Here is a 24,848-nt window from a genome sequence, read left to right as displayed (position 1 = left end):
AAACTTTCATAAGTCTAGACCATGAAGAGGCAATATCAAATTATGGTTGTACCAAATATCAATATATGGTTGTAAATATCAATTTATGGTTGTTTCAACACAAACCGTTAAGAATTACACTTTAGTAATGCCAAACACTTGGTTCTCTTGCTCTTGCACACGGATGAAAGTGGTGCGTTTAGTAAGCTCTTTAAGCTCAGACGCGCCAACGTAAGTACATGCTGAACGAACACCACCAAGAATATCCTGAACGGTAAGTTGTACACTGCCTTTATAAGGTAGCAGCACAGTTTTGCCTTCAGAAGCACGATATTCGGCTACACCACCAGTGTGTTTGTCCATAGCTGTTTGAGAGCTCATTCCATAGAATTTCATGAACTTATTGCCATTTTCTTCTACAACTTCGCCGCCATTTTCTTTGTGCGCTGCTAACATGCCACCGAGCATAACAAAGTCAGCTCCACCGCCAAATGCTTTAGCTACATCACCAGCCTGCGTACAACCGCCATCACCGACAATTTGACCACCAAGACCATGTGCGGCATCTGCACACTCGATAATAGCTGATAGTTGTGGGTAACCTACTCCGGTTTTAACCCGCGTTGTACAAACACTGCCAGGGCCGATGCCTACTTTTACAATGTCCGCACCACTTAGAATAAGTTCTTCAACCATTTCACCGGTAACTACGTTACCAGCCACGATAACTTTATCAGAAAAAGTTTCGCGCATTTTACGCACATAACCAACAAAGTGCTCTGAGTAACCATTAGCAACATCTACACAAATAAATTGTAAGTTACTATTCAGCGCCAAAATCTGCTTAGTTTTTTCAAAATCTGCGTCTGAACTACCACAGCTTACCATCAGATACTTAATTTTATCGGCTGACATGCTGGCTAAAAACTGCGACCACTGTTCGATAGTGTAGTGTTTATGAACTGCTGTCATCATTCGGTGCTCGGCCAATGCTTTTGCTAAACCAAATGTCCCAACTGTATCCATATTGGCAGCAATTACAGGCACACCTTCCCATTGACTACCAGTATGTTTAAAGGTAAACTTCCGATCTAGTACAACCTGAGAACGGCTCTTCAAGGTAGAGCGCTTGGGTTTGATTAAAACGTCTTTAAAACCCAGCTTTATATCTGTTTCAACTCTCATCTACTTCTCTGCTAGTTATTAGGCACAAAACCCAAAAAGTATAGCAAATCTTTATTGATGACAAAAACATTAATACTGCTTTTTGTGCGCAAAGTTTAGATACAAAAAAAGCCTGCAACTTGTGCAGGCTTTTTTTTGGAGAGAAGCTCTTAGGCGTTACCCTTAACCTTTATTTGGTTAGTCTTGGCAAAACCTAGCATTCGATTTAGCGGTACTAAAGCCTTATCGATTAAGGCTTCATCAACAAATACTTCTTTGCCACTAGCATCAATTAGCGCCTCTTCTATTGCCTTCAAGCCGTTCATAGCCATCCATGGACAATGTGCACAAGAGCGACAAGTGGCGCCATTACCACCCGTTGGCGCTTCAATCATTTCTTTATCTGGACAAGCTTGCTGCATCTTATAGAAGATACCCTTATCGGTAGCAACAATAAGCTTCTGGTTTGGCAACGCTTTGGCTGCGGCAATAAGCTGGCTGGTTGAACCAACAGCATCTGCAATATCTACAACGCTTTCTGGTGACTCTGGGTGAACCAACACTGCTGCATCAGGGTATTGCTGCTTAAGTTGCTTTAAGGCTTTTGCTTTGAACTCATCATGCACAATACAAGCGCCCTGCCACAACAACATATCAGCGCCTGTTTGTTTGGCAACATAACCACCTAAGTGTTTATCCGGAGCCCAAATAATTTTATGCCCCTCGGCGTCTAGGTGCTCAACCACCTCTACTGCAATGCTAGAGGTAACCACCCAATCGGCACGCGCCTTAACAGCAGCAGAGGTATTGGCGTATACCACTACAGTATGATCTGGATGAGCATCACAAAACTCTGCAAACTCTTTTTCTGGGCAGCCTAAATCCAGTGAACAAGTCGCCTCTAGAGTTGGCATAATGACTTTTTTTTCTGGTGTTAGGATCTTGGCCGTTTCGCCCATAAAGCGCACGCCAGCCACCAACAAAGTTTTGGCCGGATGGTTATTACCAAAACGAGCCATCTCTAAAGAATCGGCAACGCAGCCGCCAGTCTCTTCAGCCAAGGCTTGGATCTCAGGGTCTGTATAATAATGAGCAACCAACACCGCGTCCTGCTCTATAAGCAATTGCTTAATGCGTTCTTTGTGCGCTGAGCGCTGCTCGGCATTAAGTGGAACAGGCTTAGGAGGAAATGGGTAAATTGATTCGTTAAAATATTCGAGCTGCTGCATAACTACATCTGAGATAAAAATAGTCCGAGTATTATACACGGCGATGTTAGCTAATGGCAGCTATTGGACTAAAGAATTAGTCTAGTTCTTGGAGATAAACCTTAAGAAATGGTGGGTTGTGAAGGATTTGAACCTTCGACCAATTGATTAAAAGTCAACTGCTCTACCAACTGAGCTAACAACCCTTAGAAAGTAGTAGCAACAACAGCAGTGGTGGGTTGTGAAGGATTTGAACCTTCGACCAATTGATTAAAAGTCAACTGCTCTACCAACTGAGCTAACAACCCGTTACTGTTAATGCATATTTTGAAACGAAGAAGTGGTGGGTTGTGAAGGATTTGAACCTTCGACCAATTGATTAAAAGTCAACTGCTCTACCAACTGAGCTAACAACCCATAACGTTTCAAAATAGTGGTGGGTCGTGAAGGATTTGAACCTTCGACCAATTGATTAAAAGTCAACTGCTCTACCAACTGAGCTAACAACCCATAACGTTTCAAAATAGTGGTGGGTCGTGAAGGATTTGAACCTTCGACCAATTGATTAAAAGTCAACTGCTCTACCAACTGAGCTAACGACCCACTAAAAGTGGTAATAGAAGTGGTGGGTTGTGAAGGATTTGAACCTTCGACCAATTGATTAAAAGTCAACTGCTCTACCAACTGAGCTAACAACCCATAAATTCTATTACAACGAAGTATCAAAGTGGTGGGTTGTGAAGGATTTGAACCTTCGACCAATTGATTAAAAGTCAACTGCTCTACCAACTGAGCTAACAACCCGCTCTGAACTTCTGTTAAATCCGCTTCAATTTGCTTGCGCAATTGGCCTGACTCAACGGCGGCCTATGATACGGATTTAAGACTGTTGTGCAACAGTAATTTGAATCTTTTTTTTCTAAGCGTTCAGCAAATAAGCAACCAGCTTCTTGTTTGTACAGAATTTTGAATTTACTGAACTTTATTTGCTAAAACTTAGGCTACAACTTAGCTAAACGCGTTTGCGCCAAACCCGCAGCTGCAGTGTTTGGATGCTCTTTAACTACCCGAGTAAACAACGATTTTGCTTCAGCATTGTTATTTTGAAACTGGGCAATGATACCTAATTTTAACAATGACTCAGCCACCTTATTAGAATCAGGATAATCGTTAACAACTTTATTAAACTGCTCAGACGCTTGATCACGCTGTCCACGAGTATATTGTAGCTGGCCTAGCCAATAATGCGCATTTGGTGCGTAACTAGATTTTGGATAATCCTTGATGAAGCTCTGAAATGCAGGAATAGCTGCATCATAGTCTTTATCTTGCATCACTAATGCAACAGCCGCATCGTAGGCTTGGTCTTCACCCGCAGCAACAGGAGCGGCCTCTGTGGCGGCTTTAGCAGTAATTGGTGAAGCTTGCAGTTGGGCAAAGCGACGATCTAACTCTTGGTATATTTCACGCTGACGCTCGATCAACTGCTCTATCTGATAATTACTTTGCTCTAACTGCCCTACCATTGTCGACATGCTATCCGACATATCTTCAACTTGGTTTTGCAAATCTAATTGAACCTGGTTACGCGCCTGTAACATACGTTCTAAACGCTCTATGCGCTGCTCCATAGTAAGATTACTTGAAGACAGAGCCACAGAGTTGTTTGCAACGGTGTTAGCGGAGCTTGCACCCGCTTCTTCTACTGGCGCAGCGGCGTGGATTTGGGCTGAAAATAAAACGGCTACAGAAGTAGCCGTAATCATATTAAGTTTCATAAATTACTCTACACAATCAAGCGTATTAATAAACTAACACAGCGCGACGATTCTTAGCCATAGCTGCGTCGGTATGAGAGTTATCTACTGGCTTTTCTTCACCGTAGCTAACAATAGAAATCTGCGACGCCAACACACCTAAACTTTGAAGGTACTTTGATACAGCTTTACCACGACGCTCACCTAAAGCGATGTTGTACTCAGGCGTGCCTTTTTCATCGGTATGGCCTTCGATAAGTACTGTAACTGATGGATTGTCACGTAAGTAACTCGCATGCGCTTCTAAAATTTCTGCAAACTCATCACGAATGTCTGAACGATCGAATTCGAAGTAAACCACTTGGCTTTGACGAAGTTCAGCGGCTTTCTGGCGCTCTTCTTCTTCAGCACTTAGTACTGGGTCTACTGCACCCACTTCAACACCGCCATTGGTTTGGCCTTCGCCAGTGGTGCTATCTTCAATAACAACACCGCCTGCTTTATCTTGCTCGCTCACATCACTATCGCTGGTGTTGTTTGAACTACAAGCGGCTAAGCCTGCAAACGCTAGTCCTAAAAATACGGTTTTTACTACTCTTTCGAATTGCATTATGGATTCCTTATGATCACATAGTTTTTGTTAGTTTAAGAAGGGTGACCAAGCAGGGGCTCTTACACTGCCCTCTTTAGCTGGTAAAGTCGCTTTAAATCTTCCGTCCATGGATACCAATGCTAAAACTTGGCGCCCACCTGCTACCGTGCTGTACATAATCATACTGCCATTGGGTGCAATAGTAGGAGACTCGTCCAGTTGAGTCCTAGTCAATACTTGCACGTAGCCAGTATCAAAATCTTGTCGAGCAATTCGGTATTGCCCATTAACTCGACTAACCATCACCAAGGCCGAACCATCGGGGGTGACAGAGCCACCTAAGTTCATTTCGCCTTCCCAGGTTACCCGGTTAACTTTATTGGTATCGATATTCACTTTGTAAATTTGTGGTTTACCACCGCGCTCCGAAGAGAATAACAGCTCACTGTTACCATTTGGCAACCACGTTGGCTCGGTATCAATACGGCGATTTTTGGTAATGCGTTGTAACTTTTTAGTTTCTACATCTATAACGTAAATATCAGGCTGGCCATCTTTAGACAATACTAACGCGATACGTTTACCGTCTGGAGACCACTCTGGAGCACCGTTAATCCCAGTAAATGAAGTTAACTTAGTTCGCTGCGACGTATAAATATCTTGTATGTAAATCTCTGCGGTGCGGTTTTCAAAACTTACGTAAGCTAGCTGACGACCATCTGGTGACCAAGATGGCGACATTAATGGCTCTTGCGAACGCAGCAAGGTTTTTTCGTTATGCCCATCGTAGTCTGCAATTCTTAATTGATAAGGGTAATTGGCTTCGTTATTAACCACTACATAAGCGATACGGGTTAAAAATGCGCCACGCTCGCCAGTTAAAGCTTGATAAACACCGTCAGAGATTAAGTGCGCCATTTGTCGAAGCTGAGCTTTTGCAACGCTTTTAAAACGATCTAAAAGAATATGGTCTTGGCTAGTAACTAACTGACCATCTTTAAGCTCTTGTTTATTACCGGCAGTGACTTGTCCACGCAATACATCAACAAGCGAATAGCTAACTTTATATTTACCGCCTTCTAAAGCTTCTACATTGCCAAGCAACACAGCCTCAACCCCTAAGGCAGCCCAAGCTTCATAATCTACTTGCTCTGCTGTTTGAGGTGTTTGCGGCATTTCGCTAATTGCAACAGGGTTAAATTTCCCTGAACGACGCAAATCATCTGCCACTACTTTAGCTAAATCTAGCGGAACGTTTCCATGTCCCTTCCAAACAAACGGTACAACGCCAACTGGCCTTGCACTGTCTACGCCTTCCGTGATTACAATTTCTAGGTTAGCTTGAGCAACATTCATAAATGCAAACAAAAAGCCCACACTCACTAAGAATTTTTTCATCATCACAGCTATTCCGGTTTAAGAGTTAAAGTAATATTTTTCATTTTTTCAAATACATCAGGATCTTTTGAAACAGGTAATGATACTGCTTTTTTGATTGCTCTACGTGCAGACTCACAAACAGCAGCATCCCCTTTCCCATCGCCAATACTGGTAACAAAACCGCTTGAAGCCAAGGTTAATTGTATTTGACACTGTTTACCAAGCATACTTGGTTCTATTAACCAGTTTCGTTGAATAGTCGACATAATCAACGCGCGATATTTATCTACTTCACCCAGTACTTGTCGTTGGTGACGCGCATTAGCTTCAGCTGCCATTTCAGCTTGCATTAAGCGCTCAAACTCAGCTTCTTGGCGAGCAATTTCAGCCTGTCGCTTCCGTTCCGCTTCAGCCTTAGCGGCTTTTTCTTTGGCGATACGGGCTTCTTCTTCTTTACGCTTACGTGTTTCTTCAGCTTTGCGTGCAGCCTCTTCGGCTTTCTTAGCCGCTTCTTCTGCTTTACGTTGTTCTTCAAGCTTACGTACTCGCTCTGCTTCTGCAGCTACTGCTGCAGCTTCAGCGACTTTACGTTGCTCTTCTTTCTTTTTGCGTTCAGCTTCAGCTTTAGCCGCTTTTTGCTGCTCTAGCTTTTGCTTTTCTTGCGCCCGACGAGCTTGTTCATCGGCTTTGCGCTTTGCATCTTCTTTTTGGCGTTTTTCAAGTTCTAGTTGCTTAATGCGTTTTTCTTCGGCTAAACGTTTTTTACGCGCCTGCTCAGCTTCTTTTTCAACTCTTTCTATTCGCTGTTTTTCTTGGTCTGCTTTATCTTTTTGTTGTTGCTTGATCCGCTCAACTTGCTGGCTAATCTGATTAATATCTACAGCAGTTGCGTTGATAATTGGAGCACTAGGGGTGGGTGTTAACTTTACGCGCTCAAAATCTACCGACCACACCAAGGCAACAAATAGCACTGCATGCAACAGTATTGAAATAACGATAGATAAGCTAAAAGGCGACTTCAATGCTATTCCTATTTTAACTTTCGTCTGGCTGAGTCATTAAACCCACAGACGGTACGCCGGCACTTTGCAGCAACACCATCAGGTTAATTACTTGCTCATAGCGAACATTTTTATCACCACGCACCACCACGGGTAAATTAGGGTCTAATTGCAAATGAGCCATCACAACAGCTTGTAGATCATCTCCAGAAAGTGACTGATTTGCAGAGCCATCATCTTCACCGGTATCGAGGTAGTACTGGCCACTTTCGGTTACCGTAGCAACTAAAGGCGGCTTACTGTCTTCTGGCATTGCTTCAGCACTGGCCTGTGGAAGATCGACCTTCACACCTTGGGTTATTAGCGGCGCTGTTACCATAAAGATAATCAACAATACCAACATCACATCGATGTAAGGTACAACGTTAATTTCGGCAACTAAACGTCGTTTAGGACGTTGATAATGATTCACGCTAGCTCCTCTTAATTACTACCGCTGTGTGTTTGGCGATGTAAAATGCTAGAGAACTCTTCCATGAAGTTAGCGTAGCCGTGTTCAAGTTTAGCTACGCCCGTAGAAAAACGGTTAAAGGCAATAACAGCCGGAATAGCTGCAAATAAGCCCATTGCTGTCGCGATAAGTGCTTCTGCAATACCTGGGGCTACCATATTCAAACTTGCTTGTTGAACTTCACCCAGCGCGATAAAGGCATTCATAATACCCCACACCGTACCAAATAGGCCGATATATGGGCTAATCGAACCAATGGTGGCGAGCATGGGTAACTGATTTTCTAGTGATTCAACCTCACGCGATAACGATACCCGCATGCTACGATAAGTACCATCCATTACTGCATCGGCGCTGCGACCACTGGTTTTATGTAGGCGCACATACTCGCGAAAACCAGAGTGAAAGATTTGTTCCATTCCCTGCAGGTGGTCAGCTCGGGCGTTACTCTCTTGGTAAAGCTTATTAAGATCTACACCCGACCAGAATTTTTGTTCAAAAGCGTCGCTGGCTGTTTTGGCCGCTTTTAATACGCGATTACGGTTAATAATCATGGCCCATGAATAAACAGACATACTCACTAACAACAGCATTACAAACTTAACTAATAGGCTCGCCTGCCAAAACAAGCCGATAAATGACATATCAGAGTGCACCGAGTAAATCCTCTTTTAACGTTTCAGGAATGGCCGTGGCCTTCATTGATGACAATGTGACACAAGCTACAGTAACCATTCCCTGGGCGATGACTTGTTGATCAGCATTTCTAATGGTTTGTTCAAATACCAAACTGGCTCTTTTCATTTTATTGATGGTGGTTTCTAACGAGAGCATTTGGTTGAATAAAGCAGGAAGTTTGTAATCGATATTTAGCGAACGCACAACAAAACACAAATCTTGTTTCATTAATACATCTTGATCATAGCCAAGCTCGCGCAACCACTCTGTGCGGCCTCGTTCGAAGTACTTAATATGGTTGGCGTGATAAACCACCCCGCCAGCATCGGTATCTTCGTAATAAACCCGAACAGCTAAAACCGACATTACACCTATCCCAAATATATAATTACAAATTACTATACACAGGCTAGTGCCCAAGGTTAAGACTCTAAACACTTAATTTAGATAATTGACAAAGAAAATTGGAATAACGGCTTAAAATTAAACACTTTAAGCTCATTTTTTGGCTATGCTGTCGTTATTAAACGACAGCATTTTTATCGTTTAGGAAGGTCTAAACCGAGGTGTAAATAGGCTTTATCACTGGCAATGCGCCCACGAGGAGTGCGTTGCAAAAAACCTTGTTGAATCAAGAAAGGTTCTAGTACATCTTCTATGGTTTCTTTATCTTCACCTATTGCAGCTGCCAGGTTGTCTAAACCCACCGGGCCACCAGCAAAAGTTTCGGTAATGGCTTTAAGTAGCTTGGTATCCATGTAATCGAAGCCAGCACTGTCTACGCTAAGTAAATCGAGTGCTTGTGCAGCAACTTGTTGAGTGACTTTGCCATCAAATTTAACATCGGCATAATCACGAACTCGGCGTAATAAGCGATTTGCAATTCGAGGCGTTCCTCGAGATCGTTTAGCTACTTCCCACGCCCCTTCGCCATCTAAGTCTAAGTTGAGATAATGAGCACTTCGCTTAACGATATCGGATAAGTCTTTAGTATTGTAAAACTCTAGACGCTGTACGATGCCAAACCTGTCACGCAGAGGAGAGGTTAGCATTCCTGCTCGAGTGGTTGCACCAATCAAGGTAAAAGGCGGTAAGTCCAACTTAATCGAACGCGCTGCCGGTCCTTCGCCGATCATAATGTCCAGCTGATAATCTTCCATTGCTGGATATAGCACTTCTTCAACTACAGCACTTAAGCGGTGAATTTCGTCGATGAATAATACGTCGCCAGGCTCTAAGTTAGTTAACAGCGCCGCTAAGTCACCGGCTTTTTCTAACACTGGGCCAGAGGTAGTTTTAATATTCACCTCCAACTCGTTAGCCACAATATTAGCTAAGGTGGTTTTACCAAGGCCAGGTGGGCCGAAAATGAGCAAATGATCTAAAGCATCGTCACGACGACGAGCAGCCTCAATAAAAATTTCTAACTGCTCTACAACCGCGTCTTGACCAGTGTAATCTTCAAGCTTTTTGGGTCTAATCGCTCGATCTACACTCTCTTCTTCAGTTACTGGTGTGGCTGCTACCAAACGGTCAGCTTCAATCATCTAAATTACCTTTGTTACAGTGCCGCTTTTAAGGCTTCTCTAATCAGCTCTTCACTACTCATGCCGCTGGTCCATACTTGTTTAACCAACTTATCGGCTTGATTACCTTTATAACCCAAAGACTCTAGTGCAGCGATGGCTTCATCTCTTGGATCTACGCTTGCTTGTAAAGGTAAATCGCCATGGCTACTTAGGCTATCACTAATTGGCGTTTCTGGAAGTTCTACATTCCAGTTTTTCAAGCGGTCTTTCATTTCTACCAATAAACGCTCAGCAGTTTTTTTACCAATGCCCGGCACTTTCACTAGGCTAGATAGGTCTTCGTGTTTAACCGCAAACACAAACTGTTCACAACTTAAACCAGATAAAATAGCTAATGCTACTTTAGGGCCAATGCCATTTACTTTTATCAACTCTCTAAACAAAGAGCGTGAAGCTTTATCATGAAAGCCATAAAGCAGTTGCGCATCTTCTCGTACGATGAAGTGAGTCAACAAGCGTACCGACTCGCCCAGCTCAGGTAGCTGGTAAAAGCAATTCATAGGTAGTTGAATTTCGTAGCCTACTCCAGCCACATCAATTAAAACAAAGGGGGGGACTTTTTCTTCTAAGATACCTTTAATGGTAGCGATCACTGCATAAACTCCTAAACTAACTGCGCTTAGCTTAACTCAAAGACTGGATATATATCCAGTTTTTGAGTTAAAAGTTTACTTAGCACCAATAAAGCCTTGTTAGGTTCTCGTCTTCAGTATTAAGCCTTATTCATGTTGCAGCGATTTGTGTTTATGCACCAAGTTCCAATCGGCCAATACCGCATAGGCTGCCGGAATGATAAATAACACCATCATAGTGGACGCAATAATGCCAAATACTATCGACACCACAATTGGTTGCACAACTTGAGCTTGTAAGCTGGTTTCTAACAATAAAGGCAACAAACCCGCAGCTGTAGTTAAAGAGGTTAAAAACACTGCCCGAAAGCGCTCTTTACTGGCATTCACTACCGCTTGATAAACATCGTCCCCCTCATCTAAATGATAACGGATATACTGCACCAGCAATATTGAATCATTAGTTACAATACCCGCTAGGGAGATAAACCCTAGTATTGAGGGCATGCTTAGGTTGTGCCCCAATAAAAAATGTCCCCACAATACCCCAATAAGTGCCATTGGAATCACCGTAAGCACCACTACCGGTTCTAAGTAACTTCTGAACTGGAAACTCAAAATAGCGAACACACCAAATATGCCAATAGCGAAGCTTTTGCTTAAAGAAGCCCCTACTTTAGCGCTCTCTTTAGCTTCACCTTCAAAATCTACCCGTAAGCCCGGGAACTGTTTTTGAAGCTCAGGCAAAAAGCTTTTTTGTACCAATTGCATCACCTCGTTGGTATTGGCAACTCGGGTATCAACATCTGCCATTACTGTCACGGTGCGTAAACTGTTAATTCGTTGAATGCGTACATAAGCGCGCTGATATTCAATGTTTGCAATCGACGATAGCGGTACTTGCTGTCCATCGGCTAACACAATTGGAAAATTAGCTAAGGCTTGTAAGCTTCCGGATTGTTGTTTGTTAAGCCTTACGTCTATTTGCATGTTTTCTGGGCCAATTTGAAACTCGTCAGCAATGACTCCTTGGTAAGAAGCGCGCAACTGCTCCGCGACCATTTGGCCATTAACCATAAATGACTCTGCACCACCTCGAAGAGATATAACCACTTCTTCTTTGCCAGGTCGCATATCATCTAAAATGCTATTCACACCCTGAAACTTACCCAAGTAGGCTTGTAGCTCAACAGAAGCGGATTTTAATGTATCTAGATTAGAGTGTTGCAAACGAACTTCAATCGCCCGCCCTGCCGGACCCATCGTTGGTTGAGTAAACGCCAATGCTAAAGGTAAAGCTTGCTCGCCTACTTGCTCGCGCCAAGCCGCGATAAAATCTTCGATATAACTATTGCGAACTTCTGCCGAGAGCAGATCAAGGCGCACAGTAGCGACATGCGGGCCCGACTCGCCAGCATCGGCATTAAAGTTGTATTGCGCAGTAATATCGTGAATAAGCGTCTGAGGTTCGTTGTTATCTTGGGTGAACCTTTCTCCAACTTGTTGCGCTGCATTTACGATTTCAGTAACTAGCGTCTCCGTTTGGCTCAAACTCGACCCAGGAGGAAGAATGATCCTTGCCTCTGCAATATCGCCATCCAACTCGGGAAAGGCGGTAAATTTAACTAAACCACTAATCACCAATGAAAAAGATAACAGCAATAAACCAAACGTTGCTCCAAGGGAGACGTAACGCCATTTCACAACAAAGGCTACGGCCGGAACTAACTTATTAAGCCGAAAGTTTTCGAAAGCATTTAAAAATTTAGCTTTAAATCCGCTAGTAGGCCGTTCAATTCCTTTGTGCTGCAAAGTATGACGAAGGTGATTAGGCAAAATTAAAAATGCTTCTACCAAACTTATGCATAGCACCAATAACAAGGCCATGGGAACCACGCTTAATACAGCCCCCATTTGACCGTCTAACCACATCAAACTTCCCAGTACAAAAATGGTGGTAAAGAACGACGAGATAACCCCGGGAGCGGCTTTTTTAACGCCTTTTACTACCGCTTGGTCAGCACTTAATCCACGCTCTAAGTGCGCGGCAATGGATTCTGCAATAACAATCGCGTCATCCATCATAATACCAATGGCCATAAGCAGGCCCACTAGCGTCATGATATTGATCGACAATCCAAACACCGACATTAAAAACAAACCGCCCATAAAGGCTACCGGTAAGCCTGCTGCAATCCAAAAAGAGTAACGCAGCGAGAAAAACAACCACATGCTTAAAAAGACCAAGATAATCCCTTGCCATCCATTTTTGAGCATCATGTTTAAACGATCGCTCAATAGAGAAGACATATCGTTGGTAAGGGTTAAGCTCACTCCCTCCGGCGTAACAAAGCGCTGGTCATCAACAAACTGCTGCACAGACTGCTTGATTCGCAAGGCATCATCTGCTTTGTTTTTGCTTATTTTAAGTACCGCAGATGGAAGGTTGTTAAAGAGGATTTTTTCTTCGTCCAACTCAAATCTATCACTGATAGTGGCTATATCACCAAGGTACACCACGCTGCCATTGTTATCTGAAGCAATCACCGTTTTTGCCAGCGCAACCGGGTCTCGCTTACGCTGGTCAAATCGAATTAACAAATTTTTATCGGTAAGCTCAATGGTGCCAGCTGGCAAATTTATGTTTTGCTGGCTAATGGTACTCGCTACATCATTCACGCTAAGGTTTAACCTGCGCAGCGCAGTGTGGTCTAGCTCAACGCGTAACTGATGATCCGAAAATCCACTCACGCTTACCATCGCCACGCCGTAATCAACCTTTAGGATATGTTTAAGCTCTTCTGCGTAAGCTTTTAAATCAGGCCAAGATGCTGGCGCACTTATTGCGATATCGACGACTGGCTCGGCCCAATCCATTTCTTTTACTACGGGCGGTTCAATTTGCTCTGGGAAATCCTTAATTGCATTTATTTCGGTTTGAATATCAACCAGCATTCGCCCTACATCGGCATTACCATCAAGCTTTACAACTAACGAGCCAAGGCCTTCAACAGCTTCACAGCGGGTTTCTTCAATACTTGATAAACCATCAACTGCGTCTTCCATTCGCATACATAAACTTTCTTCCACTTCACTAGGTGACGCACCAGGGTACACCACCGTTGCAATAATGAAGGGATTGGTAAACTCGGGAAAGGTTTCACGCTTTAAGGTACTAAGACTAGTTAAGCCGAGAAGTATAAAACTCACCATTACAAGGTTTGCTAGAGTGGGATGGCGAATAAAATAATTAAGCATTCGTCGGGTCCTCTAATCGCAAACTCATTCCCTCTACGGCAGGGATCAGGTCATTAAGAATTAGCTTCTGTCCACTGCTAATCTCACCACTGATAGCCACTCCTTGTTCAGTTCTAAACAACACAGTAATAGGGATTATGCGAAGTTTCTCTTGGTCATCCATGAGGTAAATACTGCTGCCATGCAAAGCACGTTCAGGCACCACATAGTGCTGTTGCGGATAACCTTTAATGGTTGCTTGCACATACATACCTTTAGTAAGCGGGATTTGCTGGGCTAAATCCATTTCTGCAATATTTTGTGCAACTTCTAAAAACATACCAACTGTGGCTTGCTCTACACTCACCGATTCGGCAACACGAGTGACCGTAGCGGGCCACCGATACTCAATACCAGACGCAACCAAACTCACCGAAGCTTCAAACTCCAACTCATCAATTGAAGGTAAACCTAAAGCATTTTGATAGTGCTGGACGCTGCTAACCAAATGACGCATGTCGTTTAACGACAGCTGCACATCGGCTACCATTACATCCAGTTTCTGCGCCACTACCATTACCGATTGCAAGTTAACCACCTGCTCAGTTTCAATATTTACTTCTGCAATTTTGGCATCGAAAGGCAGCACGATTTCTGTTTTACTCAGTTGCCGTTGTGCATCTTCAAGCTTGGCCTCTTCCACCGCGAGTTGTGCTTCAGCAACACGTCTATCATCGGGGATAAGCTGTAGGGCATTCTCAAGCTCTTGAACCACGTTGTTTTGAATGAGTACGTTTTGTTTTTGGTTTTCTAACTCTGAGCTAGAAATAAGATTTTGCGCTTTAAGCTTTTGCTTACGTTTATACTCTTCATCCACCAACAAAGCTCGCTGACGTTCAATATCTAAGCTCACTTTAAGATTGGTTTCTTCTTGGTTTAGTCGAGCCAATTGAGTTTTACTTGCGTTTAGGTTGGCCTCTGCCTGAACCAGTTTTAGGCTGTATTCAAGCGGGTCAATTTTAAGCAACAAGGTTCCTTTAGGAAGAAACCGCCCCTCTTCTAACAAGGGATGACGATAAACCAAACTGCCGGTTACTTCCGCTACGGCTTCCCAGCTGGTTTTAGGCTCTACTCTTCCGTAAGCCACCGCTATAGGAGCAGCAGCTTGCTGCTCTAAACCCACCACCTCAACTAAACGGGAAGACTGGTGCTGAGCGTTTACCGGTGCAACTTCCTTTGTAGCAATAGCCAAGACCAGAAAAAATACCCCAATGGCAATGCCAGGAAAAATCAACCAAGGTTTATTGAGTTGCATTACTATGTTCCTTAGGTTTAAACAATCCACGCTCAAGCAACTGAACGTTATGATCTGCAAGTTTTAAAAATTTTTGTTTCGACAATTCAATTTGATTGGCTTCCAATAAACGCTCAGGCATCAAAAATGGAAACACCATTAAACTCAAAAAACTAATCTGTGCCATCTCAGGGTCTACGCCATCCAAAAGTGACTTATTTTTTAACAATTTCTGGAATAACTCCCTGCTTTTAAAACGCCCCAAACTGCCAATCATCAGGTTTAGTTGCTGAGCGCTTTCGTGTTCTTTAGGTAAGCCGGACAATTTGTATATCAGCTTCGGGAAGTAAGGATTGTCCACCATGGTGGTGTAATAAGCGCGCATAACCTTAGCTAAGTCACTGACTTCGGTGTGTTGTTTCCCATGTTTAAGGGTACTAAATACAGGGTCAGATACATTCTTTAGCATTTCACCAAAAAGCTGCGCTTTAGAGCCGAAGTAATACCTAATAAGTGCCGCGTCTACTTCGGCTTGGTTTGCCACCATGCGTATCGATACTTTGTCGTAGTCGTGTTTTACAAACAGCTGAGTGGCAGCCTCTAATAATTTCTTCCTAGCTTGGCTATCACCTTTAGGTCGCCCTACAGGATTCTTTTTAGTCATGGCTTATTGGTTTATTCATCATGTGTAGAATAAATAATAAAACATAAACGCGCGTTCTGCGCCAAGTAAAATTCTTCGCATCTTTACTTTCAATGAATTTCCTTTAATTCGCACAGTTAAAGGCTTATTACTGTTCATCTGGTCCCTGCAAAATATTTGATAAATATCAGTACCATACTTGGCTATAGCTAACTCGCATCTAGAACATAAGTAACTATGAACTTAAGCATTTTTAAGCAACAATGAGGCTTACGAAATAGTTGGCTTGAATGGAGTTATCATGGCAGTTAGCGGCGAGTTAAAGATTGGCTTAGCCTTGGGTAGCGGAGCAGCAAGAGGCTGGTCTCACCTAGGGGTTATAATGGCCTTGCAAGATATGGGTATCCGCCCACATATTGTATCTGGTTGCTCAATCGGTGCCTTAGTCGGAGCAGCTTATGCTTGCCAACGAATAGACAAACTCAACGAGTGGGCCTTAAGCCTTTCTAGCTGGCAAGTTTTCAATTTGATGGACTTCTCACTTTATCGTGGTGGACTGCTCACAGGGGAAAAGGTATTTAACGCTGCAGAAAAATACATTGGTAGCGACAGCATAGAGCAATTAACGATTCCATTTGGCGCAGTAGCAACTGAGCTTGAGACCGGCAAGGAAGTTTGGTTGCAAAAAGGCAGTGTACGAGACGCTGTTCGCGCATCATGTGCCATGCCAGGATTAATGGCCCCCTATCGTTTAAAAGATCAATGGCTGGTAGATGGCGCAGTGGTAAATCCAGTTCCGGTATCGTTGTGCCGAGCGATGGGCGCCGACATCGTTATTGCGGTAAACCTTAACAATGATAAATCTAGAATTGCGCTGACCGACCACCCTCTGGAGTTAAGCGAGCAAAATAACAATGCTAACGAGCAACCATTTTGGCGCTTGTTAGGTGGCGGCAAAGATTTTCTTAATTCCATGCTAAGTAACCTCAAGCAGCCAAACAATAATCGCTCCCCCGGCATGATAGGCGTAATGTCTACCTCGATTAATATTATGCAGGAGCGGTTAACTCGCACCCGTATGGCAGGTGATCCACCAGATATATTGCTGTCTCCCAAATTAGGGGATATTGGCATCATGGATTTCCACCGTGCCGAAGAAGCTATTGCCGAAGGCAAAAGAGTGACAGAACTGATGCGGCCACAAATAGAGGAAGAGTTATTTTATCGCTAAATTAGCTTTTCAGCTCGATGAATAATATCAATTAAAATAATCATTATTATTGATATAAAAACCGATAACCCCCATTAAATCAATTAATTAAGATAGTTTTGTGAATTTATCTCGCAGCTAAATCCGCATGCATGCAATCCTTGCTCGGCGTATACTTAAGCCTGATGTTGAGGATTTAATATGTTAGAAAAACTAAAACCGCTCAGTAAAGCAGATGTATTATGCCTAGCTACCTGCTTAGTAATCCTTACGCCTCTTATAAACGGCCCTGGCGCTCTGGTTATTGGAGCTTGTTTCGCAAGTTTTGGATTAACACCCAAAACCATTGATATTGCTGTTTTAACCAAGCGTCTATTAGCTATCTCGGTGGTCGGTTTAGGTTTTGGTATTTCTATAACCCAAGCTATTGAATACACACAACACGGTTTTGGTTTAATTGTAGGCTCTATCGCTTTTACCCTATTTGTTGGCTTAGTTGCCGCTAAATTAGTGGGTATGGAGAAAAAGACCGGCTATTTAATCTCGGTGGGAACTGCAATTTGCGGCGGCAGCGCTATTGCCGCGGTAGCACCTCCGATTAAGGCAAATAGTAAACAAATTTCCTTAGCCTTAGCGACCGTGTTCATCTTGAATGCTTGTGGCTTGTTCTTATTCCCATTGCTGGGTCACGCATTAGAGTTAAGCCAAAACCAATTTGGTTATTGGGCGGCCATTGCTATTCATGATACTTCGTCTGTTGTAGGCGCTGCTGCAGCATACGGCGATGAAGCCCTTAGCGTTGCCACTACTGTTAAACTAGCCAGAGCGTTATGGATAATCCCTGTAGCCTTAATGAGCTCGATAATATTCAAAGAAAAAGACGGAAAGGTATCAATCCCCTACTTCATTTTCTTCTACATTTTGGCAATGCTTATCAGCAACTATGTGCCGATGTTTGAGGCTGTCTACAGAGGCTTGTTTGAGATGTCTAAACAGTTGTTGGGAGTGTGTTTATTTTTAATCGGCTACGGCTTAACGGCTAAAAACTTGCAACAAGCAGGCAGTAAACCATTATTACTTGGATTAGGCCTATGGATCTGCATAGCAGTGAGCTCACTAGCTATCATTAAGCTTTTCTACTAATCGAAAAGTTAAACCTACATGAGCAATGCTAATGGTTAGATTTACGCTGTTTGCCCACTAACGATGTACCTAGCATTACCAGTACCGCCAAAAAGGCTGTTGCTTCGAATACTGCTCGGATCAAATCACTACTAAACCAAGCAATAACTAGACTTAGAACAATAATCGTTAACAAAATTTTACGTAACATCAGCACCCTCCAGTTGGCAAAACTGTAACCAACATTTGTGCTTCTGCAAATTCAGTTTGTCTATAAGCTAGCGCTGCTGCTTATAAAGAATGATTGTTGAGGCGAATAATAATTAGACATGCATCACATTTTTGTTAGAATCGTCCGCGGTCACAATACTTACGGCAGGCACAATGTTTCAAACTTTGTTCTATAGAATACTTTTTCCGTTCATCATCGCGTTGTTGGTGATGATATTAGCAATATTGCAAATGCAAAAAGTAACTTTGGCAAAGTTTTACGACAAAGAATTGAGCTTTTCCGATTACCTAAACTGGTTTTCAACTCACCCAGCTAACACCGTAGATGTATTATCGGTATTGCGAGCCCAACAACCCAACCACCATGGCGGTACAACGCAGGATTGGTGTCCAAGTGTTAACTCTGAAGATGGTTTTGTTAGCATTAGCTATTTAGATGACAAACCCGTTTGTTGTAGCTTAGGCCAAGGACAGCGCTACGTTTACTACAAAGAAGATGAGCAGTTTATTACTTTGCTCTGTGGACGATGGCCAAGAACCGAAGTAGTGAATGTGAGTAAGAAAGGGATCCGCGCGGTGCAATCTTACCGTAGTGCAGCAGGCTCGTAACTTACTCCTCTTTGTTTACAGCACTTTAGTGCTCATCAAAATAGTCTTTATTGCGAATGTATTTACGCATGTAGTGATAAGTAAACGGTAATAGCAACCAACTCACCAAAGACTTACTTAGCCGATACCAGGTTGGCGTATTCTCATAAATTCTTTCATCGTGAAGCCATAGCATTCTACCTACATGCCAATAGACAAATGGCAAGGGCGGCAAAAAGGTTACTATGTCTAAGTCACAGCAAATTCGGTAAGTTTTACGATGCAATTTGTAGTGTTTTTTAAAGTTCCATAATCCTGTTGCTGGTTGGCCAAAGGTTACGACCCGTTTTACCTTTTTGGGATATTGCCGCTCTAATCTATCCGCCACCAATACTGCCATACAACCACCAGAGGAATGCCCCGTAAGCGATATGCGCTTTCCCTGTGCCATCAGTGGCAATAATATTGCCTCAAGACGCTGGTATACGGTGTACTGGTTTTTGCTCCGATTAGGATCGCAACTTAACTGTTCCAACAGCTGCAAATAGCCCCAATGAACATGATAATGGCTCTCTCCTGCTTGATATTTGCGTGGAACAAAAGCAAGGTTAACCAGCCAATCAAATATGTTCATTGACCCTCGAAAAACAACAATCACTTCATCTTTGTTCTCTTTCCATAATACCCGGGTTGTTGACCGACCCCAGCGATCAAACACGTCTTGATACAAATACTTATCAAGCTGCTCAGTCATGCCTTGCATAGCCGACGGATAAGCCAATCGACAAAGCACCGCATAACGTTCGTATTGGTAACGTTTTAGTTTTTTTAACTTAGCGATGGGTTCTTGAATTAGCGGTTGGTTCAAACAAAGCTACCTAAGACGTTTTGGTTGTATATTGAAACATAGTGTTCACAATTTAATATGACACTTTAATGAAACAGCACCAACACCGCTATTGTGCGTAGAACTTTAACCAATATTGCTGAGCCTTAACGTGGTTAGGAACTACCTTGTTAAAGATATAAACATTGCCAACTTGCTGAACCACAAAAAAATTGTGTGCAATTACGCCTGTTGTATCATTTAACTCTAGCCTTCCCCATCCCCCGCTAAACGCGGAAAGGCTGGGAAAATGCAATTCAAGGTCTTTCACCTTACAATTCTCGCTGGAGCTGGGCACTAACACGCGATAAGGTAAGTCTTTCCATAGTTTGTCTTGGCTTAACACATTGATTTGTTGCTGTATGCTGGCGTTCCAAGCAAGCTCTAAAGTTAGTAGTCGCCCTCTTAATAGTTGAAGGTTATCGTAAACACAGGCATTGCTTGCAGGTAGACTTATTTGCAAGGCATCTGCTTGCTCGTTAACACTTGCCTTTGTTATTGGCATAAGTTCAAGCTGTTTGGCTGCTTCTACTCGAAAAGTAAGTTTGGGGTAAGCGCCTTCTATCACTTCTATCGCTAGCTGATTAGCTATAGCTGAGTATGAAAACAAGACTAAACAAAATAACCACTTACCCATAACCACCATTCCTTAACTTATCCAAGAGATAGTTCATCGACTTTAAGATTAGCAGCTTAAAGCATTAAGCCATTGCTGAATCTGCTTCACTGTCCATAGTGGCGCATCTAAGGGAAGGTCATGTCCTGCGGTAGGATGCTGTTTACAATCTGCTTGCCAGCGCTTAGCGAGTTCTTTACTGCAACTGCAATCAACTAATTTATCTCTACGGCTATTTAGGATCAGCATTGCTTGGTTAGGCTTATTAGGCGCTTTAAAAGCTGCAGCCGCTTTAAGTTGCAAATAAGCATTTTCTAGGCTTACCGGATACTGCTTAGCCCAGCTAACCCAAGCGCACAAAACTTGCTGGTGCTGTTGCGGGAAGTTAGTGGTTAAGGCCATGATTTTGCGTTGCCGAGAGACTGTAGTTTGAGGGAAAATAGCGCTTAGCAAAGAGGGATAAATACGCCAATTTAAACGACGATAAAACGGTGAAAACGCAGCGTTAGATGAGTTAATTAAAACCAGCGAGTTAACCTCATGACTAAATTTATTTGCCCAATCTACAGCCAACATTCCCCCTAATGAAATGGCAACGATATCTACACAATCAATGTCTATATTTTGTAGTCGAAGTTGAATCCGCAAACTTTGCCGCATTTGGCAAATGCTGTCTGCACTTTTTAAGCGATATAAGTGGCCATTACCGGGGACGTTAAAACTAACAATTGTACGCTCGGGAAAGGCCTGTTGCAGGAGTTCTCGAAACTGTCCCCAATGGCGTTTCTCTCGAATTAACCCCCTAATCAAAACAATTGGTCGTTGACTATTAGTCATGAATACCACTTCTTTATTGCTGCTTTCTTGTCTAAGTCTAATTGTGGAACATTAAGGAAGCTTTGCCACGAATGGCAGGCATCCATTAAAAACTCCATTAATATTAGGTGCCGTCTTAACACTCGCTGTACTCGATGTGGCTTCATGGGATGGTACAAACCTAAACTGTTAAACAGCTGAAGTGGATTTTTCTTTAACCAACGCCACGAACCCATCTCCAGAGTAAGAGGAATAAACGTACCCGGATAGGCTAAAGACTGATCGTAGCAATAATCCCAAAGATCACCATGACAAACATAATGTTTAGTTTGTGGTTCAAACAGATAGTTTTGGTGCGGGAAGCCATTAAAAAAGGCTTTGCGAAGCCGATAAACCACACCAAGGTCATCAATAGGCTGCGATACTGAGTTTGCATAAGGAAACCAAATCCGGTCACTTTGGCCAAAACCGCTATGACAATCTAATACCAAACTAAAAGGCCGTGGGAACAAGTTGGTTTGAGCGAATTTAACTAAGGCCTGATTTTCCACTTCCATTGCTTGGCCGCTTTTGCCTCTAAACCACGGTAAATGTGTACTGATTCGCTGCCCACCAACCATAAAGCTTGCGCCTTCGGTAGCAATACTTGGCGAGTTACGCATTAAATCTACGCCATTAGCGTTAGCTCTTCGCTGCATAACCATGCCACTAGGGTTTACGATAGGCACAAAACCAAGGTAGCAGTTATTGAGGAGGTACTGGAGTTGTGTGTCCCAATCAAGCCGGTTTAGCAGGCTGGCCAAAAAAGACAACACTACTTGACTACCAATACGTTCAACGCCGTGAACCCCACCTACAAACAATACCCCAGGTTTATCAATTGAGGCATTACCCAGGCTAATTGCATGAACAGGATAAGAGTCATTAGAGTTGCCGTTAACTTCACACAGTAACTCTACTTTAAGCTTATTTGGAAACAGCTGAAGAATGTTAAGCAGCTGATCCATCTCCGGGAATTCACTCTGGCCTTGCATCGCGTCCTCGCTTGCTATAATTGGCAAGTTACATCTAGCAAAATGCCATGACAGGTTTATTACCAGCTCACTAAGTAATCTTAATAGTATTTTGGAAGTAGTTGATTTTGCGACAAAGCTGGGCTTCGGTTACACTGCAACAACGTGCTTATAAGGACTACACATGCCAGTAAACGACAAGCTAGATTTTTCATCAGTTTTAGCCACTGCAGTTCACGATATGAAAAATTCGCTATGTATGCTGACTCAGTCAACAGAATCCATCGCCTTACGCTCAAAGCAAATGGGCAGAGAAGACAGCGAAGAACTGTCGCGCTTGCATTACGAAGTGTCACGCTTAAACGGAAGCTTGATGCAGTTATTGGCGCTTTATCGTTTCGAAAAAGAACAAATGCCAATGACCATTGAAGAGCAGTACCTAGAAGACTTGCTCAACGACATTTATTACAAGAACCAAACCTTCATCGAACAAGCAGAAATGAAGGTTGAAATAGATGTGGAACCTTCACTAAGTTGGTACTTTGATGGCGTACTGGTGGACTACCTACTTAATGATATTGTGGTGAATGCGCTTCGCTATTCAAAAAAACAAATTAAAATATCTGCAAAACAAGCCGATAACTATTTATGCATCCAAATTGATGATGATGGTGATGGATTTCCACAGGACATTATCGACTTGGCAAATATAGAAGTAGCTTCGCAAATAAATTTTGTTAAAAATCGTAGCGGTTTAGGTTTATTTTTCGCAAAATTGATCGCTAAAGCACATATAAATTCGGGCAAGGAAGGTAAAATAAAACTAGAAAATGGCAGTTCTTTAGGTGGTAGCCGTTTTAGTTTATATCTCCCGTAGCACAAACACTTAGGATATTTTTTCGGTTTAAGTATGGTATTTACCTTAGTATTGCTTGGCATAGGCGCGTTGTTATTTTTAGTCATCGCCTACAACATGGTTCAACAATTTAAACAGAAGCAAGAAACCGAACGCCGTTTAGCAATTGCCAAGCAAAAGGCAATTATTAACGAAACGGAAGAGTTGCTACTGCATTCCTCTATTTTGCCTTACAGCAAAGAATTGGTAGAGCTGCTGCATAAACGTATGTTAGAAGCCCTCAATCAAATTAGAACCACTGACCCTAGCGTTAAAGGCTTAAATAATCGTATTCGCGCAACCAAAGGTCAACTAAGCCAAATAAAAAATGCAGGCGACATCAGTGACAGTGCTTTTAGAGCCCCTGATACTGATAAAGATGCTCTGCAAATGCTGCAAATCATTAAAAAAATTCGTGCGGTAGTACGCTCAGAACATGCAAAAGGTCGTTTAAACACTCAAGTGTTTGTACTAGAAGACCGACGCTTAGAGTTAATGCAGCTAAAAGTGAACATCGAAAACGCCCTTAAGCGCGCTGTAGAAGCCCAAGCGCTGCGCCAATGGGGCACGGCTCGCCAATTGCTTAATAAAGGAATATCAGCCTTGAGCAATATTTCTGACCGCGATGCCTACCTAGAACAAAAACTACAAGACATGCGCCGGATGAACCAAGAAATGAGCGACAAGCTTAAATCCGACAGCAAACAAGAAGCAGAAAACTTAGCAGAAAAAGAAACTGACGAGTTAGATGTATTGTTTCAACCCAAGAAAAAGTGGTAATACTTCCCCACCTCATCGTAATCGCTTTGAATTAGCAGCCTAACTCAGAAAGTTAGACCTGCAGCTCAAAGCTATGCGAAAATATCGCTAACTAAATAAATAAAGCAAACACAACATGCGTAAAACACTTGAGCAGATTTCTAGTGACCCCTTCCATGGGGTTTACTTTATAGGTACCACTCCCCCTAAACAAAATACCGATATCGAAAAAGTCAGCGATATTGCAGACAAGTTGCTGTCTCGTTTAGATGAAATTGAGTATGACGGCCTAATTGTTTACGACATTCAAGATGAAAGCAGCCGCATCGACAAACCTCGCCCATTTCCTTACATGCAAACACATGATCCGCGTATGTACGCGCAACTGCTAATGCATAAAAGTGAACGCTCGGTAATTACTTACAAAAGTGTCTCTCAGCGAAACGAACAAGATTTTGTGAATTGGTTAAAAGAAGCATGGCACCAGTTTGAAATTCGCGACTTGGTGTTAGTAGGCAGCCCCGCGGCAACCAATGATATTCAATTAAGTTTGGCCGATGCCTACAAAGCAATCGCAAGTCATGCACCTGAGTTTTATTTAGGTGGAGTAACCATCGCTGAGCGGCATGCCAAGAAAGGTGATGAACATGCTAGGTTAATCCACAAAACACACCAAGGCTGCCAGTACTTTGTTACTCAGGCGGTATATAACGCTCAAGCTACTATCGATATGCTAACCCGTTATGCCCATGAGTGCGCAGCGAACCAGCAAAAGCCACAGCGGATCATTCTTACCTTTTCGCCCTGTGGTAGTGCTAAAACCTTAGAGTTTATTGAATGGTTGGGAATATCGGTACCCGAAGCAACCAGTCTACGTATTCTCAATGCTGACAAACCGCTAAAAGAATCAATCCTAATTTGTTACAACAACTTAGTGCAGATACTTGAAGCCGTTTTACCGCTTGGAATCCCCTTAGGACTAAACATAGAAAGCCTTACCAACCGTAAAGAAGAAATTGATGCCGCTATTTTGCTGTATAAGCTACTAAAAGCCACCATGGACAAAAAGCTGGCTCAGTTGCAATTAAACAGCTAATCATCGAAGAA

General features: G+C 42.8%; 25 protein-coding genes and 7 tRNA genes. 6 read left to right on the top strand and 26 right to left on the bottom strand.

Annotated elements, in window-relative coordinates:
- Positions 1–114 precede the first annotated feature (114 nt).
- The 21 genes from LQZ07_RS12570 to LQZ07_RS12470 form a co-directional block, all read right to left on the bottom strand.
- Positions 115–1,164, bottom strand: coding sequence for a GMP reductase (locus LQZ07_RS12570; RefSeq protein ID WP_152782771.1), 1,050 nt, complete (start codon positions 1,162–1,164; stop codon positions 115–117).
- A 149-nt stretch (positions 1,165–1,313) separates the two neighbouring features.
- The gene (nadA, locus tag LQZ07_RS12565; protein WP_152782768.1) at positions 1,314–2,372 is read right to left on the bottom strand and encodes a quinolinate synthase NadA; all 1,059 of its coding nucleotides are present in this window, start codon (positions 2,370–2,372) and stop codon (positions 1,314–1,316) included.
- Between the two features lie 109 nt (positions 2,373–2,481).
- Positions 2,482–2,557 (bottom strand) — tRNA-Lys (locus LQZ07_RS12560).
- Between the two features lie 26 nt (positions 2,558–2,583).
- A tRNA-Lys gene (locus LQZ07_RS12555) sits at positions 2,584–2,659 on the bottom strand.
- A gap of 33 nt (positions 2,660–2,692) precedes the next feature.
- Positions 2,693–2,768, bottom strand: a tRNA-Lys gene (locus LQZ07_RS12550).
- Between the two features lie 17 nt (positions 2,769–2,785).
- Positions 2,786–2,861, bottom strand: a tRNA-Lys gene (locus LQZ07_RS12545).
- Between the two features lie 17 nt (positions 2,862–2,878).
- A tRNA-Lys gene (locus tag LQZ07_RS12540) sits at positions 2,879–2,954 on the bottom strand.
- Positions 2,955–2,974: 20 nt separating this feature from the next.
- Positions 2,975–3,050: transfer RNA gene (locus tag LQZ07_RS12535), tRNA-Lys, on the bottom strand.
- Positions 3,051–3,079: 29 nt separating this feature from the next.
- Positions 3,080–3,155, bottom strand: a tRNA-Lys gene (locus LQZ07_RS12530).
- 197 nt (positions 3,156–3,352) lie between these two features.
- Positions 3,353–4,129, bottom strand: a complete 777-nt coding sequence (gene ybgF / locus LQZ07_RS12525; RefSeq protein ID WP_016403007.1) for a tol-pal system protein YbgF — start codon at positions 4,127–4,129, stop codon at positions 3,353–3,355.
- Between the two features lie 25 nt (positions 4,130–4,154).
- The gene (gene pal, locus LQZ07_RS12520; RefSeq protein ID WP_016403008.1) at positions 4,155–4,718 is read right to left on the bottom strand and encodes a peptidoglycan-associated lipoprotein Pal; all 564 of its coding nucleotides are present in this window, start codon (positions 4,716–4,718) and stop codon (positions 4,155–4,157) included.
- Between the two features lie 30 nt (positions 4,719–4,748).
- Positions 4,749–6,098, bottom strand: a complete 1,350-nt coding sequence (gene tolB / locus LQZ07_RS12515) for a Tol-Pal system beta propeller repeat protein TolB (RefSeq protein WP_371923310.1) — start codon at positions 6,096–6,098, stop codon at positions 4,749–4,751.
- An 8-nt stretch (positions 6,099–6,106) separates the two neighbouring features.
- Positions 6,107–7,102 (bottom strand): cell envelope integrity protein TolA, encoded by a 996-nt coding sequence (gene tolA / locus LQZ07_RS12510; RefSeq protein WP_152782762.1) that lies wholly within the window; start codon positions 7,100–7,102, stop codon positions 6,107–6,109.
- Between the two features lie 13 nt (positions 7,103–7,115).
- Positions 7,116–7,553, bottom strand: a complete 438-nt coding sequence (gene tolR / locus LQZ07_RS12505; RefSeq protein WP_016403011.1) for a protein TolR — start codon at positions 7,551–7,553, stop codon at positions 7,116–7,118.
- Between the two features lie 11 nt (positions 7,554–7,564).
- Positions 7,565–8,248, bottom strand: coding sequence for a protein TolQ (tolQ, locus tag LQZ07_RS12500; RefSeq protein WP_016403012.1), 684 nt, complete (start codon positions 8,246–8,248; stop codon positions 7,565–7,567).
- Positions 8,238–8,636: a tol-pal system-associated acyl-CoA thioesterase gene (ybgC, locus tag LQZ07_RS12495; RefSeq protein ID WP_152782759.1), complete on the bottom strand. Its 399-nt coding sequence runs from the start codon at positions 8,634–8,636 to the stop codon at positions 8,238–8,240. The genes tolQ and ybgC overlap by 11 nt, the downstream gene beginning before the upstream one ends.
- Before the next feature lie 173 nt (positions 8,637–8,809).
- On the bottom strand, positions 8,810–9,817 hold the full coding sequence (gene ruvB, locus LQZ07_RS12490) for a Holliday junction branch migration DNA helicase RuvB (RefSeq protein WP_016403014.1): 1,008 nt from the start codon (positions 9,815–9,817) through the stop codon (positions 8,810–8,812).
- 14 nt (positions 9,818–9,831) lie between these two features.
- On the bottom strand, positions 9,832–10,452 hold the full coding sequence (ruvA, locus tag LQZ07_RS12485) for a Holliday junction branch migration protein RuvA (RefSeq protein WP_249483117.1): 621 nt from the start codon (positions 10,450–10,452) through the stop codon (positions 9,832–9,834).
- Between the two features lie 126 nt (positions 10,453–10,578).
- Complete coding sequence (locus LQZ07_RS12480; RefSeq protein ID WP_152782757.1) at positions 10,579–13,689, bottom strand: efflux RND transporter permease subunit; 3,111 nt, start codon at positions 13,687–13,689, stop codon at positions 10,579–10,581.
- Entirely contained in the window at positions 13,682–14,983 is a 1,302-nt protein-coding gene (locus LQZ07_RS12475; protein ID WP_152782754.1) for an efflux RND transporter periplasmic adaptor subunit, read from the bottom strand. Before LQZ07_RS12475 ends, LQZ07_RS12480 begins: the two co-directional genes overlap by 8 nt.
- Positions 14,970–15,626, bottom strand: coding sequence for a TetR/AcrR family transcriptional regulator (locus LQZ07_RS12470; protein ID WP_152782752.1), 657 nt, complete (start codon positions 15,624–15,626; stop codon positions 14,970–14,972). Before LQZ07_RS12470 ends, LQZ07_RS12475 begins: the two co-directional genes overlap by 14 nt.
- A 280-nt stretch (positions 15,627–15,906) precedes the next feature.
- On the opposite strand from LQZ07_RS12470, the gene rssA reads away from it, so the two are divergent.
- Both rssA and LQZ07_RS12460 read left to right on the top strand, forming a co-directional pair.
- Positions 15,907–16,836, top strand: a complete 930-nt coding sequence (gene rssA / locus LQZ07_RS12465; protein ID WP_152782749.1) for a patatin-like phospholipase RssA — start codon at positions 15,907–15,909, stop codon at positions 16,834–16,836.
- Positions 16,837–17,016: 180 nt separating this feature from the next.
- Complete coding sequence (locus tag LQZ07_RS12460; RefSeq protein WP_152782747.1) at positions 17,017–17,958, top strand: YeiH family protein; 942 nt, start codon at positions 17,017–17,019, stop codon at positions 17,956–17,958.
- 28 nt (positions 17,959–17,986) lie between these two features.
- Here LQZ07_RS12460 and LQZ07_RS12455 read toward each other — a convergent pair whose 3' ends face one another.
- The gene (locus tag LQZ07_RS12455; RefSeq protein ID WP_016403022.1) at positions 17,987–18,148 is read right to left on the bottom strand and encodes a hypothetical protein; all 162 of its coding nucleotides are present in this window, start codon (positions 18,146–18,148) and stop codon (positions 17,987–17,989) included.
- A gap of 251 nt (positions 18,149–18,399) precedes the next feature.
- On the opposite strand from LQZ07_RS12455, the gene LQZ07_RS12450 reads away from it, so the two are divergent.
- Positions 18,400–18,777, top strand: coding sequence for a hypothetical protein (locus LQZ07_RS12450; RefSeq protein WP_016403023.1), 378 nt, complete (start codon positions 18,400–18,402; stop codon positions 18,775–18,777).
- Between the two features lie 25 nt (positions 18,778–18,802).
- Here the strand turns inward: LQZ07_RS12450 and LQZ07_RS12445 are convergent, their stop codons facing one another.
- From LQZ07_RS12445 to LQZ07_RS12430, 4 genes are all read right to left on the bottom strand, one after another.
- Positions 18,803–19,624 carry an Mbeg1-like protein gene (locus tag LQZ07_RS12445; RefSeq protein ID WP_152782745.1) on the bottom strand — a complete coding sequence of 274 codons (822 nt, stop codon included), beginning with the start codon at positions 19,622–19,624 and terminating at the stop codon, positions 18,803–18,805.
- Between the two features lie 88 nt (positions 19,625–19,712).
- The gene (locus LQZ07_RS12440; RefSeq protein WP_152782742.1) at positions 19,713–20,279 is read right to left on the bottom strand and encodes a hypothetical protein; all 567 of its coding nucleotides are present in this window, start codon (positions 20,277–20,279) and stop codon (positions 19,713–19,715) included.
- Positions 20,280–20,327: 48 nt separating this feature from the next.
- The gene (locus tag LQZ07_RS12435) at positions 20,328–21,095 is read right to left on the bottom strand and encodes an alpha/beta fold hydrolase (protein ID WP_152782739.1); all 768 of its coding nucleotides are present in this window, start codon (positions 21,093–21,095) and stop codon (positions 20,328–20,330) included.
- Positions 21,092–22,108 carry a DUF2817 domain-containing protein gene (locus LQZ07_RS12430; protein ID WP_152782737.1) on the bottom strand — a complete coding sequence of 339 codons (1,017 nt, stop codon included), beginning with the start codon at positions 22,106–22,108 and terminating at the stop codon, positions 21,092–21,094. Before LQZ07_RS12430 ends, LQZ07_RS12435 begins: the two co-directional genes overlap by 4 nt.
- Before the next feature lie 163 nt (positions 22,109–22,271).
- Here LQZ07_RS12430 and LQZ07_RS12425 point away from each other — a divergent pair, with 163 nt between their 5' ends.
- The 3 genes from LQZ07_RS12425 (at position 22,272) to LQZ07_RS12415 (ending at position 24,837) form a co-directional block, all read left to right on the top strand.
- On the top strand, positions 22,272–22,964 hold the full coding sequence (locus tag LQZ07_RS12425; protein ID WP_016403028.1) for a sensor histidine kinase KdpD: 693 nt from the start codon (positions 22,272–22,274) through the stop codon (positions 22,962–22,964).
- A gap of 33 nt (positions 22,965–22,997) precedes the next feature.
- Entirely contained in the window at positions 22,998–23,762 is a 765-nt protein-coding gene (locus tag LQZ07_RS12420; RefSeq protein WP_016403029.1) for a hypothetical protein, read from the top strand.
- A gap of 115 nt (positions 23,763–23,877) precedes the next feature.
- Complete coding sequence (locus LQZ07_RS12415) at positions 23,878–24,837, top strand: methylenetetrahydrofolate reductase (protein ID WP_152782735.1); 960 nt, start codon at positions 23,878–23,880, stop codon at positions 24,835–24,837.
- The last annotated feature ends 11 nt before the right edge of the window (positions 24,838–24,848 follow it).

The organism is Agarivorans sp. B2Z047 (assembly GCF_023373605.1).
GTDB lineage: Bacteria > Pseudomonadota > Gammaproteobacteria > Enterobacterales > Celerinatantimonadaceae > Agarivorans > Agarivorans albus.
This window is presented reverse-complemented; position numbering and strand designations above follow the sequence as displayed.

What these genes read in the sequence shown, in the direction of transcription:
- nadA (WP_152782768.1), bottom strand. Translation starts at nt 2,372, where the DNA reads ATGCAGCAGCTCGAATATTTTAACGAATCAATTTACCCATTTCCTCCT.
- LQZ07_RS12460 (WP_152782747.1), top strand. Translation starts at nt 17,017, where the DNA reads ATGTTAGAAAAACTAAAACCGCTCAGTAAAGCAGATGTATTATGCCTA.
- tolB (WP_371923310.1), bottom strand. Translation starts at nt 6,098, where the DNA reads ATGAAAAAATTCTTAGTGAGTGTGGGCTTTTTGTTTGCATTTATGAAT.
- ruvB (WP_016403014.1), bottom strand. Translation starts at nt 9,817, where the DNA reads ATGATTGAAGCTGACCGTTTGGTAGCAGCCACACCAGTAACTGAAGAA.
- rssA (WP_152782749.1), top strand. Translation starts at nt 15,907, where the DNA reads ATGGCAGTTAGCGGCGAGTTAAAGATTGGCTTAGCCTTGGGTAGCGGA.
- LQZ07_RS12435 (WP_152782739.1), bottom strand. Translation starts at nt 21,095, where the DNA reads ATGACTAATAGTCAACGACCAATTGTTTTGATTAGGGGGTTAATTCGA.
- LQZ07_RS12480 (WP_152782757.1), bottom strand. Translation starts at nt 13,689, where the DNA reads ATGCTTAATTATTTTATTCGCCATCCCACTCTAGCAAACCTTGTAATG.
- LQZ07_RS12440 (WP_152782742.1), bottom strand. Translation starts at nt 20,279, where the DNA reads ATGGGTAAGTGGTTATTTTGTTTAGTCTTGTTTTCATACTCAGCTATA.
- LQZ07_RS12470 (WP_152782752.1), bottom strand. Translation starts at nt 15,626, where the DNA reads ATGACTAAAAAGAATCCTGTAGGGCGACCTAAAGGTGATAGCCAAGCT.
- pal (WP_016403008.1), bottom strand. Translation starts at nt 4,718, where the DNA reads ATGCAATTCGAAAGAGTAGTAAAAACCGTATTTTTAGGACTAGCGTTT.
- LQZ07_RS12455 (WP_016403022.1), bottom strand. Translation starts at nt 18,148, where the DNA reads ATGTTACGTAAAATTTTGTTAACGATTATTGTTCTAAGTCTAGTTATT.
- LQZ07_RS12425 (WP_016403028.1), top strand. Translation starts at nt 22,272, where the DNA reads ATGCCAGTAAACGACAAGCTAGATTTTTCATCAGTTTTAGCCACTGCA.
- LQZ07_RS12415 (WP_152782735.1), top strand. Translation starts at nt 23,878, where the DNA reads ATGCGTAAAACACTTGAGCAGATTTCTAGTGACCCCTTCCATGGGGTT.
- LQZ07_RS12475 (WP_152782754.1), bottom strand. Translation starts at nt 14,983, where the DNA reads ATGCAACTCAATAAACCTTGGTTGATTTTTCCTGGCATTGCCATTGGG.
- ybgC (WP_152782759.1), bottom strand. Translation starts at nt 8,636, where the DNA reads ATGTCGGTTTTAGCTGTTCGGGTTTATTACGAAGATACCGATGCTGGC.
- LQZ07_RS12430 (WP_152782737.1), bottom strand. Translation starts at nt 22,108, where the DNA reads ATGCAAGGCCAGAGTGAATTCCCGGAGATGGATCAGCTGCTTAACATT.
- ybgF (WP_016403007.1), bottom strand. Translation starts at nt 4,129, where the DNA reads ATGAAACTTAATATGATTACGGCTACTTCTGTAGCCGTTTTATTTTCA.
- LQZ07_RS12570 (WP_152782771.1), bottom strand. Translation starts at nt 1,164, where the DNA reads ATGAGAGTTGAAACAGATATAAAGCTGGGTTTTAAAGACGTTTTAATC.
- LQZ07_RS12420 (WP_016403029.1), top strand. Translation starts at nt 22,998, where the DNA reads ATGGTATTTACCTTAGTATTGCTTGGCATAGGCGCGTTGTTATTTTTA.
- LQZ07_RS12450 (WP_016403023.1), top strand. Translation starts at nt 18,400, where the DNA reads ATGCAAAAAGTAACTTTGGCAAAGTTTTACGACAAAGAATTGAGCTTT.